The following is a 12,587-nucleotide window of genomic DNA, read 5'->3' as shown; positions in this document are numbered from 1 at the left end:
CGCGCCGCAGTCGCAATCTCGTCAGCAGGCCCAGAGCCAGCCCGGCGGCAAGGCCGAGCAGCAGCGCGGGCCACGTCCACTGCACGGCGCCTTCGACGGCGGCCCAGGCCGGGCGGGCAGTGACAATGGGGGTGACGATTGTAGCGGCGGCAACGGCGGCAACGGCGGCAACGGGGCCAATGTCGGCCAAGGGCGGCAGGGGCAAACGCAGGCGTGATACGGACGGGAGAACCGGCAGGCGAAACGCGTGGGGCACAAGGCGCGGGCGGGGCGGGATGCGCAGGCGGCGAATGCGGCGGGAGGTGTTTGCGGCATGTTGGCGTGCGGCGGGCACAAGGTCCGGCGGTAACATGCGGGAGTGGCGCGGGCAGTCGGCAGGCATGCGCGAGGGCGCATGCGACGATGCCTCCTGCGCCCAGAGCGCCTTGCGGCGGGTGGTCATCTGAGGCCCTTCGGGAAACGGCGTTGGATGAAAGGAAGGATAGAGGATTCCGCTCCGTTTGAAAAGCACCCCAAGTGTCATGTGCCTGATGTCACGGGATATTGTTCCGGACTGTGGCCCGTCTTTCCCCCGTATTGACCCGGCGGGGCCGGGCTGTTGCCAGGGGGAGGTGCGTGGCGCATGCACGCAGGGGGGCATCACCCTTGATCTTTCCTGTTGACGGATGGCTCCGCATGGGGCAAGGGCAGAAACTGGGGCCGCGCAGCAGGACATCGGTCCTGTCCCGATGAAACGGCGCGGGCGTGTTCCATTTTTAGTGAGAGGTTTTTCGCATGGCCAAGTCTATCTACGTCGGCAATCTGCCTTGGGCCGCCACCGAGGACGAAGTGCGCAGCCTGTTCAGCACCTACGGCACGGTGCTTTCCGTCAAGCTGGTCACCGACCGTGAAACCGGGCGCGCCCGTGGTTTCGGCTTTGTCGAGATGGATGACGCCGCTGCCGCGGCGGCCATCGAAGCCCTGGACAACACACCGTTCGGCGGCCGCAACCTGCGCGTCAACGAGGCCCAGCCCAAGGCGCCCCGCCCGCCCCGCTACTAGCCCCCAACTGCACTCGGCATGTTGCGCCGCCCCGGACCTCGGGTTCCGGGGCGGCGTTCTGCATGGCTCCGCTCCAGTGCCCGGATTGCTGCCCGGACCGGTGTCCAGATCGCTGTCCCCAGGCCGCAGTGGCCAGTCCGGTACCCGGAATCGGCCCGGGAGCGTGCCGGACGCATGTTGCGGACACGTGGTGTAGGGGCATGCTGGAGGGGCGTGTTGCATCCCCCGTCCGCAGGCTGTATATTCGGATAGGAAATCGCGCCGTCATTCCCGGCGGCGTGGCAAACGATTCCGTCCCAAGAAGACAAGGAGAACGAGATGCGTCAACTCAAGGCCCTCGTGGCGCTGCTGATCGTCGGGCTTGCCCTTTCCGGCTGCGCCCAGACCTACGGCGGAGGCACCTACAAGGGCGGGCAGACCCGCATGTCGCACACCGTGCAGTACGGCACCGTGGAACAAGTCAATGATTCCGTGATCGAGGACAGCCCCAGCGGTCTCGGCGCGCTTGGCGGTGCCGTGGTGGGCGGTGTGCTCGGCAACATGATCGGCGGCGGCAAGGGCCGCGTGCTGACCACCCTGGGCGGCGCGGTGGCCGGCGGTGCCGCCGGTTATGCCGGAGAACAGGCCATGAAGACCAAGAAGGCCATCGAAATCACCGTCAGGCTGGAAAACGGGCAGATGATGTCCGTGGTGCAGGAACCGGACGAAACCTTCATGGTGGGCGACCGGGTGCGCATCCTGACCGGGAGTGACGGGTCGGCCCGCGTCCGTCACTAGCCTTCGCTGTACACCGCAAGCCAAATGCGTATACTGGACCCGTCCCGGCCTTTCGGGGCGGGTCTTCCCTTTTCATGACGTGTCGCCGGGTGGTTCCCGCCGCGCACGTCGCACGACGCCACCACACCGCGCCGGCGGCGGGCCGGCCTTCACGAACGCGACGGAGGATACCGATGCTTGATCCCAGGGAATGCATCCTGTACAGCGGCGGCGCCGCGGGGACCGAGGCCTGTTTCGGCGCCACGGCCGAGGCGTATGGCCTGCAAGAGGTCAACTACAGCTTCGAGGGCCATCAGGTGGAACGCATGCGCGGCGTGCGCGTGCTGACCAGCGAGGAACTGGCCCTGAAGGACGTGAGCCTGACCTACGTTTCGCGCCTGATGAACCGCCAGTACACCCGCGCCCCCCTGTTCCGTAAGGTGCTGCAGTCCATCTGCTGGCAGGTCAGCAGCGGGCACGAGGTGTTCGTCGTGGGCGAGGTCATGGAGGACGGCACCGTCAAGGGCGGCACCGGCTGGGGCGCGGAATTCGCCAAGATTTGCAACAAGCCCCTGTTCGTGTTCGACCAGGTGAAGAACGGCTGGTTCCGTTGGGAACAGGACGCCTGGCTGCCAGAGGCCGCCCCGCGCATTACCCACCGCCACTTCACCGCCACCGGTACCCGATTCATCGAGGACTCCGGCAGGGCCGCCATCGAGGCCTTGTTCGCCAGATCCTTCAGCCGGTAGACAACGACCCAGCGCAGTTACGGGGGCCGTCGGCGACGGCCCCCTTCGTTTTTGGGCCAGCCGCGTTCTTTCACGACTGGCCCCGACTGGCCCCGACTGGTCGTGACCGGCCGTGAGCATCCGTGACCACCTGGGCCATTCTTTCGCCACCTTTGGGCGCGGGGCTCGCCCCCTGCGCCGCCACGGAGAAGCCATGCCGCCGCAACCGCAGCAACGCACCACGCGCGCGGGCCTTTGGGGGGCCCTTGGCGCGTTCGGACTGTGGGGCCTTCTGCCCCTGTACTGGAAGCTCGTCCAGCAGGTTCTCCCGTCCGAAATCCTGTGCCACCGCATCGTCTGGTCGGTGGTGTTCCTGCTGCCCCTCGTGCTGCTGGGCGGACGCCTGGCAGAAGTGCGCGCCGCCGTGGCCTCGCGCCGCAACCTGGCCACCATCGCGGGCAGCAGCCTGCTCATCGGCGGCAACTGGTTCCTGTACATCTGGGCGGTGAACTCGAACATGGTGCTGGAAACCAGCCTGGGCTACTACATGACCCCGCTGGTCAACGCCCTGCTGGGCGCGCTGGTGCTGGGCGAAAGGCCCAGCCGCGTGCAGCTTGCGGCCATCGCCATTGCCGCCACCGGGGTGCTGTCCATGCTGGTGTCGTACGGCAGGCTGCCGTGGGTGGCCCTGGTGCTGGCGGTGTCGTTTTCGTTCTATGGCCTGTTGCGCAAACTGGTGAAGGTGGAATCCATTCCCGGCCTGTTCATCGAAACCATGCTGCTTGCGCCAGTGGCCGTCGGGTACCTTGGGTGGCAGGCGTGGCAGGGGGGCGGCGCGCTGGGGCATCAGGGGCTGACCACCGACCTGTTGCTGGTGGGCGCGGGCATTGCCACCTCCACGCCGTTGCTGTGCTTTGCCTTTGCGGCGCGGCGGCTGCGTCTGACCACGCTGGGGGTCATGCAGTACATTGCGCCGAGCATCGCCTTTCTGCTGGGGGCCTTCGTGTTCCGCGAATCGGTAACTTCGGCCCACCTGCTGACTTTCGGCTGCATCTGGACGGCGCTGGCCCTGTACACGGCGGACGGGATCCGTGCAGCAAGAAGCGCATACCGCCACGCCGTTCGGTGACAGTCGCATGGTTTTGGAGTAGCCTGGCAAGAAGTGGTCGTGCGGCCGTGACCAGTGTGTGGCGTGCGCGCAATCTTCGGGTAACATGGGGACGCCATCGTGGTGTTCCCGCTACGGAGTTGCGTCGTGCACGGGGTGCGGCGCGCGCGGGCGGGAAACCCATCATACCCGGAGGCTGCACATGACGAAGAAGATGTTGTCGCTGCTGTCGATGATCACGGTGCTGCTGCTGCCCTGCCTGGGGCATGCCGCGCCCAAGGAATTCCGCCTGCTGACCTGGAAGGGCTATGCCCCGGCGGAACTGGTGGAAAAGTTCGAGAAGGAAACCGGCTACAAGGTGCAGGTGACCTATTCGAACAACGAGGAAATGATCGCCAAGCTGCGCGCCACGCGCGGCGGCGGGTTCGACCTTGCCCAGCCCAGCCAGGATCGCATTTCTTCCGTGCAGGAAAGCTTCGGCCTGTACCAGCCCATCGACTTCGGCCGCATCGAGGCAGCCCGGTTCATTCCCTCCATGCTCGACGCGGTGAAAAAGAACACCCTGGTCAAGGGCAAGTCGTACGCAGTGCCGTTCTGCTGGGGCACCGACGGCCTGATCGTGAACCGCAAGTTCGCGCCCGAGGCCAAAAGCTTCGCCGACCTGTTGGATGCCAAGTACGCGGGCCGCGCCAGCTACCGCCTGAAGCGCCCCACCATCATCGCTCAGGCCTTCGGCATGGGCATCGACCCCTTTGCCCTGTATGCCGATGAAGCCGCCTACCAGAAGATGCTGGACCAGGTGGAAGGCAAGCTCATTGCCGCCAAGGGCGTGGTGAAGAACTACTGGACCAACGGCGACGCGCTGCTGGAATCCATGAGGTCGGGCGAAGTGCACATCGCCCAGGCCTGGGATAACGGCGGCTTCAAACTGCACGCCGAAAATCCCGACATCGACTTCGTGGCGCCCACCACCGGCGCGCTGGGCTGGATCGACACCTTCGCCATCCCCGCCAAGGCCGACAACGCGGACGCCGCGTACAAGTGGATCAATTTCATGATGCGGCCCGAAAACGCGGTCGTGTTCACCAATGCCGAAGACACCCCCACCGCCGCCGTGGGCGTGGGCGAACGCCTGAAGCCCGCGTTCCGCGCCGACTTCGAACGCTGCTACCCGCAGCAGGTCATCGACAACATCAAGTGGTACCCGCCCGTGCCCGCCAAGCTCGAAGCCATGGAAGGCAAGGCGCTGGATCGGGTGAAGGCCGCCCAGTAGCATGACGCGGGGCGCCGCGCCTGCCCGTGAGGGTGGTGCGGCGCCCCGATTTCGTTGTTATCCGGAACAGGACGCGCCGGGCATGCAGGCCCGGCGGTTTTGCCCCTGTTGCATGCCGTCGTGCATCGGGGCGGAACCGCAATGGATACCGGATGGCCCGGCAGCGGGTGGCCATCCAGATGCGCCGCGCATGGTGGCCCAGTCCCTCTTGCGAAACTGCGACACCCCGCGGACCCGGTGCGGTCCGCAACGGTGCCGGCACCGGCACCGATGGGGCGTGCAGCGCCAGAGGCGGGCGGACCGGCGCGGCGGGAGTGCATGACCATATGCCCACGGATATTTCGCCAGCCACCCCGCCAGCGGTTTCCGCAGACCTTTCCGTCACCCGGCTCGTCAAGCGCTTCGAAAAATTCACGGCGGTCAACGACGTGTCGTTCGAGGTGGAACGGGGCAAGTTCTTTTCCATCCTCGGTCCTTCGGGCTGCGGCAAGACCACCCTGTTACGCATGATCGCGGGCTTCGGATCGCCAGACTCCGGCGTCATCGCCATTCGCGGGCGCGACATGGCGGGTATTGCCCCCAACCGCCGCCCGGCGAACCTGATCTTTCAGCACCTTGCACTGTTTCCCATGATGTCCGTGGCCGAGAACGTGGCCTTCGGCCTGAAGCGCCGGGGCATGGCCGGGGGAGAGATAACCCGCCGGGTGCAGGACGTGCTGGAGCGCGTGGGCCTGCCCGGCTACGGCGGCAAGATGCCCGCCCAGCTTTCCGGCGGGCAGAAGCAGCGCGTGGCCATTGCCCGCTGCCTGGTGCTGGAACCCGCCGTGCTGCTGCTGGACGAACCCTTGGGCGCGCTGGACCTGAAACTGCGCGAGCAGATGAAGGTGGAACTGAAGACCCTGCAGGCCGAGGTGGGCACCACCTTCGTGTACATCACCCACGACCAGTCCGAGGCGCTGGTCATGTCCGACCACGTGGCGGTCATGAACGCCGGGCGCTTCGAGCAGGTGGACACCCCGCGCAACCTCTACCGCCGCCCGGCTTCAGCCTTTGTGGCCGGTTTCGTGGGCGAGACCAATGTGTGGTCGGGCACACTGGAAGAAGCCACTGGCGATGCGGGGCTGGTGCGCACCGACGAAGGCGCGGTGTTTCGCGCCCGCGTGGCCGCCGGGCTTGCCCGTGGCGCGCGGGTGGACATGTTCATCCGGCCCGAGGCCGTGCTGATCGACCCCGACGGCGCGACCTGCGTGACGGATGGCGCGACGGATGGCGCGGGCGACGGCGGCGATGCGCCCCTGCCTGTACGCGGGCCCTGCGCCAACCGCGTACAGGTGCAGGTGCAGGCCATCCTGTTCGACGGCGCGGCCAGCCGCCTGCTGACCCATCCGGAAGGTTCGCGCCGCGAGGTCATGGTGGCCCTGCCCCAGAACCGCCTGTACGATCATATCAGGCCCGGCGACCGCATCACCGTGGGCTGGGACGACCGCGCGGGCATCTGCTTTGCGGCGGGGAGCGGACGATGAGCGCCGCCGTCATGTCATCCGCGCCCACCAGGTCCGGGCCGGGGCTGCGCCTGACCCTGGCGCTGTTCCTGACCCCGGTGGTGCTGTGGCTGGGGCTGCTCATCGTGCTGCCGCACATCGACCTGCTGATCATGTCCTTCCGCATGGACCCGTCTTTCGGCGATCAGGGCTGGAGCCTCGAGAACTACCACCAGTTCTTCGCGGAACCCATCTACTGGCTTACCTTCGTGCGTACCGCCGGGTATTCGGTGCTGGTCACCCTGCTGACCTTCCTGGTGTCCCTGCCCGTGGCCTTCTACGTGACCAAGGTGGTGGCCCGGAACACCTCGCGCTTTCTGCTGACCATGCTGCTGCTGCCGTTCTGGGTCAGCGAACTGGTGCGGGTGTACGGCTGGATGATCCTGCTGCGCGAAAGCGGCGTGCTGAACCACTGGCTGATGGCGCTGGGCATTACCGGCGCACCCGTGGAGATGCTGTACAACGACGCCACCATGATCATGGGGCTGGTGTACACCTCCATGCTGTTCATGGTGGTGCCGCTGGTGTCGGTGCTGGAAAGCCTGGACGACAGCCTCATCGAGGCCGCCTGCGACCTTGGGGCCGGGCCGTGGACCATCATGCGCACCATCGTGGTGCCGCACTGCATGCCGGGCATCGTGTCCGGGGGCATCGTGGTGTTCATGCTCACCCTCGGCAACTACCTGACGCCCAACCTGATGGGTGGCAAGAATTCGCTGTGGTTCACCGAGCAGATCTACAACCAGTTCATCGCCAGCTTCAACTGGAACCAGGGCGCGGCCTTCGGCTTTCTGCTGCTGGCGCTGTCGTCGTGCATCATCTGGCTGGGGCTGCGGCTGACCGGCCAGAAACTGAGCAGGGTAGTGCAATGATCCGCTCGCTGCCGCGCTCGCGCGGCTACACCATGGGCTACGGCCTGTACGTCACGCTGTACTTCGTCTTTCTGTTCGCGCCGCTGGCGGTCACCTGCGTGCTGGCCTTCAACGATTCGCAGTTTCCCTCGCTGCCGTGGAAGGGCTTCACGCTGGACTGGTTTCTGGCCGACCTGCCCGCGCGCACCGGCATCTTCCATGACCGGGGCAACCTGTCGTCCATCTTCACCAGCGCCCAGACCGCCATTCTTGTTTCCGTGCTGGCCACGCTGGTGGGCACCTGCGCGGCCTTCCTGTTCGAGCAGGAGGAGTTTCCGCTCAAGGGCGCACTGTACTTCCTGATGCTGGCCCCGCTGGTGGTGCCCGGCGTCATCCTGGGCATTTCCATCCTGATTGCCGCCACCACGGCGGGCACCTTCATGGAAGACGTGCTGGGCATTGATGTGGGCATCCTGCGGCCCGGCTTCTGGCTGGTGGTGTTGGGGCAGTTCTCGTTCATCACCACCTTTGTCACGCTGGTGGTGTCCGCCCGGCTGAAAAAGTTCGACCGCACCCTGGAAGAGGCCGCGCTGAATCTGGGGGCGACGAGGCTGGAGGTGATCCGCTACATCACCCTGCCGTTCCTGCGCACCGCCATCATCGGCGCAGGGGCCGTGGCCTTCCTGATGTCGTTCGAGAACTTCAACACCACGCTGTTTCTCGTGGGTTCGGAACCCACCCTGCCCATCAACCTGTATCTGCAGGTGCGCGACGGATCCACCCCGGTCATCAACGCCATCTCGTTCCTGCTCATTGTTGGCACCTCGCTGGTGGCGTGCGTGAATCTGTATGCGGGGCGGAGAACTGAAGTAAGTAGTTAGAGAGTGTTGGAAATGAACCGGGGGGAAGGAACCTTTTGCGGCAGCCGTCAGGTAAGCGCGAAGCGCGAACTTTACGGATGGCGACCGCAGAGCGAAAAGGTTCCTTCCCCTCGGCCCCCCCAACCGCCCAAACTTTTTATTTGGGGTACGTATCCCAGGCATGGAATCGTGCCTTTGCTCGAATTTTCAGGAGGTCAGCATGTCAGGCGCAACCACGCCCCGTGAAGGATACTACGCCCTGCGCGAAGGGCGGGTGCTGTGCATCGCCCATCGCGGCGCGCGCTCCGTGGCGCCCGAAAACACCATCCTCGCCGCCCAGCGCGGGCTGGAAGAAGGCGCGGACCTGTGGGAGCTGGACGTGCAGCTCACCGCCGACGGGCATCTGGTGGTGGTGCACGACGACACCCTGGACCGCACCACCGACGTGGCCGCCCGTCCGGAATACGCGGGCCGCGCCCCGTGGCGGGTGTGCGACTTCACCCTCGACGAACTGCGCGGTCTGGACGCGGGCAGCTGGTACCAGGCCGCCGACCCGCACGGCCAGATTGCTTCGGGCGGCGTTACCGCCGATGACCTGGCCCTGTTCCCCGGCCTGCGCATCCCCACGCTGGACGAGGCCCTGGCCTTCACGGCGGACCACGGCTGGCGCGTCAACGTGGAAATCAAGGACATGACCGTCAACGCCGACGGCAGCCCCGGCAGCCCTGACTATCCCGGCGACGAGGCGGTGGTCCGCGCCGTGCTGGAACGCCTCCGCGCGCACGGCCTGAGGGAGCGCACGCTGCTGTCCTCCTTCCGGCACGACTGCCTGCGCCACGCGGCCCGCATGGAACCCGCGCTGGCCCTGGCCGCGCTGGTGGAGGACGTGCGGCCTGACGACCCAGTGGCCCTGTGCCGCGAACTTGGCGTGGTGGCCTATCACCCCGGCGACGACATCGTCACCGAAGCGGACGTGGCGGGGCTGCGGGCAATGGGCGTGGCCGTCAACGTCTGGACCGTGAACGAAGAGGCGGACATGCGCCGCTTCATCGACTGGGGCGTGGCCGGGCTGATTACCGACGTTCCGCTGCTGTGCTGGGGGCTGCTGCGCGAGAGGGGCTTGGGCGCGTAAGGGGTGTTCGGGCGCTGTCCCTGTCCCCCCCCCCGACCGGGGCGAGCATGGTGGGGCAAGCGGGATAGGGGCGGCCACGGACCGCGTCCCCCTCGTGCATTTCCGCACGGGGAACAATCTGCATATCCGGATGGTTGACCCGGCGCGCCACAAGGCGTAGGCCGTGCGCTCGGGCATCCGCGCCTGCCGTGGCGGCGGTGCGCTGTGCCCCCACGCGACTTTCTCGCGATCCCCCGCGACCCTCCGCGACCCCACGCGATTTCCACGCAACGGCACGCACCTGTCGCTCAACCCGTGCGCCGGTCTTTCCGGCCAGCTTCCGCCCTGCGGAGGAACCTCATGCCCGCCCTCGGGACCGGCGAACTCGCCGCCCTGTCCACCGCCGCCCTCTGGGCGGTGTCGTGCCAGATTCACGCCATTCTTTCCCGGCGCCTTGGCGCCCACACCCTGATCCTGCTGCGCCTGCCCATCTGCATCGTGATGTTCGGCGCGTGGTGGGGCGCATCCGTGCTGTTTTTCGGCGGCGGAGTGATGGTGCCCGGCGCGGCTCCGACGGGCGGCCCCAGCCCGCTGGCCCTGACTGCGCTGGCCCTGTCCGGGGTGTTCGGCGTGGCACTGTGCGACCTGCTGTTCTATTCCGGCGTGGTGCTGGTGGGGGCGCGGGTGGCCCTGCTGGTGCAGTCGCTGTCCACGGTGATCACCGCCGTGCTTGGCTACCTGTTTCTGGGCGAGACCATCGGGCCGCTGGGCATCGCGGGCATTCTCATCGCCACGGGCGGGGTTGCCTGGGTGGTGGGCGACAGCGGCACGGTGCCCGAAGGGGCGGCGCCCCTGTCACGCGCGGTGCGGCTGCGCGGGGTGGGGCTGGCCTTTGCCTCGGCACTGGCGCTGTCCGGCGGCATGGTGCTGTCCAAGCAGGGACTGGCCGAAGGAGTGGATCCGCTGTTCGCCGCGCTGCTGCGCATGGTGGTGGCCATGGGCGTGTTCTGGCCCACGGCCATGCTGACCGGCAGGCTGCGCCCGGCACTGGCCGTGGTGCGCGGCGACGGTCAGGACCGCCGCAATTTCCGTTGGTTGCTGGTGGCCTCGTTCATCGGGCCGGTGGTGGGGGTGTGGCTGTCGCTGGTGGCCATTGGCGCGACCCAGACAGGCATTGCCGCCACCCTCATCGGGCTGGAACCCATATTCATCATTCCCGTGGCTGCCCTGGTGGAGCGGCGCTGGCCCACGCCCCGCGCCATTGCCGGGGCGGGCATCGCCTTCGTGGGGACGGCGTTGCTGTGCCTGAGAAATGCATTGTAGGTACGGTTCGCCGACGAATGAAAAGCGCCCGGAGTTGCTCCGGGCGCTTTCGTTTTTTCCGGGGGACTGAAAGCCGGCGGCAGGCAGCTACACCTCGCCCACGGCCATGCCCAGATCATTGCCGGTGTCCGGGGCATCGGTGTCCGGGGCATCGGCGGCAGGTGCGGTGGCGTGCCCGGCGGCCCTGCCGCCCGTGGTGCCCGCGGTACCATGATTGGCCTCGAAGGCGTGGCCCCACTTGCACATTTCGGACAACACCGGCAGCACGCTGCGGCCCATCTCGGTCAGCGAATATTCAACGCGCGGCGGCACCTGCGGGTACACCTCGCGGTGCAGCACGCCGTCCGATTCCAGTTCGCGCAGCTGCTGGGTGAGCATTTTCTGGGTGATGTTGGGCATGATGCGCCGCAATTCGCTGAAGCGCAGCGTGCCGTCCTGGCCCAGCCGCCACAGGATGATGGGCTTCCACTTGCCGCCGATGACCTGAAGGGTCAACTCCAGCGAGCAGTAATATTCCTTGCCCGCGCAGTGCTTGAGGGTGCATGCCGTGACCATCTGGTACCTCCGCGCGAAACATAGTATCATCTGCGGTATCTTTCAAGACCCTACGGTATGGTTCAGGATACTATGCCACAAAATGGTGCGTACTTGATGAAAAATCCGAAGCAGGTATTTTGAGCCGCAGAGTTTCGCCATCTCTTGCCAGCCCCGGCCACCGCAGCCCTGCCGCACGAGGTTCCCGGCAGGCGCGGCGGCTGGCCGGGAACGCGCCGAAGCCGCGGGACTCTCGCATTCGTACCTCGTAACTTCGCGCCACGCAGGGCGCAGGAGGGTTTCATGGACGTCCTTTCCGCCATCCACGGTCGCCGTTCCATCCGCAAGTATACCGAGGCCTCCGTTGCCGCGTCCGACGTGCGCGACATCCTGGCCGCCGCCATGGCCGCGCCCAGCGCGGGCAACGCCCAGCCGTGGCGTTTCGTGGTCGTGGACGACCGTGCGCTGCTGGAGGCCATTCCCGCGTTCAGCCAGTACGCCGCCATGGCCGCAAAGGCCCCGCTGGGCATTCTGGTGTGCGCCGACCTGACGTCGGAAAAGTACCCCGGCTACTGGGTGCAGGATTGTTCCGCCGCCGTGCAGAACATCCTGCTGGCCGTGCACGGCAAGGGGCTGGGCGCGGTGTGGACCGGCGTGCACCCCATGAAGGACCGCGAGGACGGCTTTCGCCGCCTGCTCGGCCTGCCGGACAACGTGGTGCCGCTGGGCTTCATCGTCATCGGCCACCCGGCGCAGGAACTGGCCCCGCAGGACCGTTACGACGAAGCCAAAGTCCACTGGAACGGGTGGTAGCATGCCCATCATCAGCGTTGTGGCCAACCACATGGAAACGGACGACAAGCGCGAACTGGTGCGCGAACTGACCGCCACGGCGGCGCGGGTCATGAAGCTGCCGCCGGAAACCATCACCGTGCTCATCGACTGCCGCCAGCCGGAAGACATCGGCGTGGCCGGGGTGCTGCTGGCCGACCGGAAGAAATGACGGGCGGCGGCAACCTGCCGCCCTTTCTCCCCGGCGTTTCTCCCGGCATCTCCCCGGCATTTGTCCGGTATTCGTCCGGCATCCGCCCCAACACTTCATCAACATCTTCGCGCCGTTTCCCATTTTGCGGGCAGGGCGGCGCTACGGAGACCCCATGAGCGCATCCATTTTCGCGCCCGTGCGCATCGGCAACCTGGAATCGCCCAACCGCTTCGTCCGTTCCGCCACCTGGGAAGGGCTGGCCACCGACGACGGCCTGGCCACCCCGGCTCTGGCAGACGTGCTGGGAGCACTGGCCAGGGGCGGCGTGGGGGTGGTCATTCCCGGCCATGCCTACGTGGAAAAGCGCGGGCAGGCTGGCCCCCGCCAACTCGGCATCCACGACGACGCCTGCATCCCCGGCCTGCGCATGCTGGCGGACGCCGTGCACGCGGGCGGCGGGCGCATCGTGGCCCAGC

Annotated in this window: 15 protein-coding genes; 13 read left to right on the top strand and 2 right to left on the bottom strand. The window is 66.9% G+C overall.

Going from position 1 to position 12,587, the window contains the following annotated elements; translation table 11 throughout:
- On the bottom strand, positions 1-352 hold a 352-nt coding region (locus tag FVW27_RS21070), incomplete at its 3' end, for a hypothetical protein (RefSeq protein WP_243838568.1).
- 422 nt (positions 353-774) lie between these two features.
- On the opposite strand from FVW27_RS21070, the gene FVW27_RS18400 reads away from it, so the two are divergent.
- The 10 genes from FVW27_RS18400 to FVW27_RS18355 all read left to right on the top strand — a co-directional run bounded on the left by FVW27_RS18400 (position 775) and on the right by FVW27_RS18355 (position 10,592).
- Complete coding sequence (locus tag FVW27_RS18400; protein WP_035068700.1) at positions 775-1,041, top strand: RNA recognition motif domain-containing protein; 267 nt, start codon at positions 775-777, stop codon at positions 1,039-1,041.
- A 318-nt stretch (positions 1,042-1,359) separates the two neighbouring features.
- A complete protein-coding gene (locus FVW27_RS18395) occupies positions 1,360-1,818 on the top strand; it encodes an outer membrane lipoprotein (protein WP_167128000.1) in 459 nt (152 codons plus the stop codon).
- A 173-nt stretch (positions 1,819-1,991) separates the two neighbouring features.
- The gene (locus FVW27_RS18390) at positions 1,992-2,546 is read left to right on the top strand and encodes a hypothetical protein (RefSeq protein ID WP_167127997.1); all 555 of its coding nucleotides are present in this window, start codon (positions 1,992-1,994) and stop codon (positions 2,544-2,546) included.
- A gap of 193 nt (positions 2,547-2,739) precedes the next feature.
- Positions 2,740-3,654: an EamA family transporter RarD gene (gene rarD / locus FVW27_RS18385; protein ID WP_167127994.1), complete on the top strand. Its 915-nt coding sequence runs from the start codon at positions 2,740-2,742 to the stop codon at positions 3,652-3,654.
- 181 nt (positions 3,655-3,835) lie between these two features.
- Positions 3,836-4,906 (top strand): extracellular solute-binding protein, encoded by a 1,071-nt coding sequence (locus FVW27_RS18380; RefSeq protein WP_167127991.1) that lies wholly within the window; start codon positions 3,836-3,838, stop codon positions 4,904-4,906.
- A gap of 326 nt (positions 4,907-5,232) precedes the next feature.
- Positions 5,233-6,429: an ABC transporter ATP-binding protein gene (locus tag FVW27_RS18375; protein ID WP_167127988.1), complete on the top strand. Its 1,197-nt coding sequence runs from the start codon at positions 5,233-5,235 to the stop codon at positions 6,427-6,429.
- On the top strand, positions 6,426-7,319 hold the full coding sequence (locus FVW27_RS18370; protein WP_243838567.1) for an ABC transporter permease: 894 nt from the start codon (positions 6,426-6,428) through the stop codon (positions 7,317-7,319). Before FVW27_RS18375 ends, FVW27_RS18370 begins: the two co-directional genes overlap by 4 nt.
- Positions 7,316-8,179, top strand: coding sequence for an ABC transporter permease (locus FVW27_RS18365; protein ID WP_167127985.1), 864 nt, complete (start codon positions 7,316-7,318; stop codon positions 8,177-8,179). Before FVW27_RS18370 ends, FVW27_RS18365 begins: the two co-directional genes overlap by 4 nt.
- A 199-nt stretch (positions 8,180-8,378) precedes the next feature.
- The gene (locus FVW27_RS18360; RefSeq protein WP_167127982.1) at positions 8,379-9,290 is read left to right on the top strand and encodes a glycerophosphodiester phosphodiesterase; all 912 of its coding nucleotides are present in this window, start codon (positions 8,379-8,381) and stop codon (positions 9,288-9,290) included.
- Between the two features lie 339 nt (positions 9,291-9,629).
- Positions 9,630-10,592, top strand: coding sequence for a DMT family transporter (locus FVW27_RS18355; RefSeq protein ID WP_167127979.1), 963 nt, complete (start codon positions 9,630-9,632; stop codon positions 10,590-10,592).
- An 87-nt stretch (positions 10,593-10,679) separates the two neighbouring features.
- Here FVW27_RS18355 and FVW27_RS18350 read toward each other — a convergent pair whose 3' ends face one another.
- On the bottom strand, positions 10,680-11,147 hold the full coding sequence (locus FVW27_RS18350; RefSeq protein WP_167127976.1) for a winged helix-turn-helix transcriptional regulator: 468 nt from the start codon (positions 11,145-11,147) through the stop codon (positions 10,680-10,682).
- 282 nt (positions 11,148-11,429) lie between these two features.
- On the opposite strand from FVW27_RS18350, the gene FVW27_RS18345 reads away from it, so the two are divergent.
- The 3 genes from FVW27_RS18345 to FVW27_RS18335 form a co-directional block, all read left to right on the top strand.
- The gene (locus FVW27_RS18345) at positions 11,430-11,939 is read left to right on the top strand and encodes a nitroreductase family protein (RefSeq protein WP_167127973.1); all 510 of its coding nucleotides are present in this window, start codon (positions 11,430-11,432) and stop codon (positions 11,937-11,939) included.
- A 1-nt stretch (position 11,940) separates the two neighbouring features.
- Positions 11,941-12,129, top strand: coding sequence for a 4-oxalocrotonate tautomerase DmpI (gene dmpI / locus FVW27_RS18340; RefSeq protein ID WP_007527318.1), 189 nt, complete (start codon positions 11,941-11,943; stop codon positions 12,127-12,129).
- Positions 12,130-12,283: 154 nt separating this feature from the next.
- On the top strand, positions 12,284-12,587 hold a 304-nt coding region (locus tag FVW27_RS18335), incomplete at its 3' end, for an oxidoreductase (protein ID WP_481850178.1).

The organism is Nitratidesulfovibrio liaohensis (genome assembly GCF_011682075.1).
GTDB lineage: Bacteria > Desulfobacterota > Desulfovibrionia > Desulfovibrionales > Desulfovibrionaceae > Cupidesulfovibrio > Cupidesulfovibrio liaohensis.
This window is presented reverse-complemented; position numbering and strand designations above follow the sequence as displayed.

Bases quoted from the DNA above. Each gene is read 5' to 3' on its own strand.
- FVW27_RS18400 (WP_035068700.1), top strand. From the start codon at position 775: ATGGCCAAGTCTATCTACGTCGGCAATCTGCCTTGGGCCGCCACCGAG.
- FVW27_RS18395 (WP_167128000.1), top strand. From the start codon at position 1,360: ATGCGTCAACTCAAGGCCCTCGTGGCGCTGCTGATCGTCGGGCTTGCC.
- FVW27_RS18390 (WP_167127997.1), top strand. From the start codon at position 1,992: ATGCTTGATCCCAGGGAATGCATCCTGTACAGCGGCGGCGCCGCGGGG.
- rarD (WP_167127994.1), top strand. From the start codon at position 2,740: ATGCCGCCGCAACCGCAGCAACGCACCACGCGCGCGGGCCTTTGGGGG.
- FVW27_RS18380 (WP_167127991.1), top strand. From the start codon at position 3,836: ATGACGAAGAAGATGTTGTCGCTGCTGTCGATGATCACGGTGCTGCTG.
- FVW27_RS18375 (WP_167127988.1), top strand. From the start codon at position 5,233: ATGCCCACGGATATTTCGCCAGCCACCCCGCCAGCGGTTTCCGCAGAC.
- FVW27_RS18370 (WP_243838567.1), top strand. From the start codon at position 6,426: ATGAGCGCCGCCGTCATGTCATCCGCGCCCACCAGGTCCGGGCCGGGG.
- FVW27_RS18365 (WP_167127985.1), top strand. From the start codon at position 7,316: ATGATCCGCTCGCTGCCGCGCTCGCGCGGCTACACCATGGGCTACGGC.
- FVW27_RS18360 (WP_167127982.1), top strand. From the start codon at position 8,379: ATGTCAGGCGCAACCACGCCCCGTGAAGGATACTACGCCCTGCGCGAA.
- FVW27_RS18355 (WP_167127979.1), top strand. From the start codon at position 9,630: ATGCCCGCCCTCGGGACCGGCGAACTCGCCGCCCTGTCCACCGCCGCC.
- FVW27_RS18350 (WP_167127976.1), bottom strand. From the start codon at position 11,147: ATGGTCACGGCATGCACCCTCAAGCACTGCGCGGGCAAGGAATATTAC.
- FVW27_RS18345 (WP_167127973.1), top strand. From the start codon at position 11,430: ATGGACGTCCTTTCCGCCATCCACGGTCGCCGTTCCATCCGCAAGTAT.
- dmpI (WP_007527318.1), top strand. From the start codon at position 11,941: ATGCCCATCATCAGCGTTGTGGCCAACCACATGGAAACGGACGACAAG.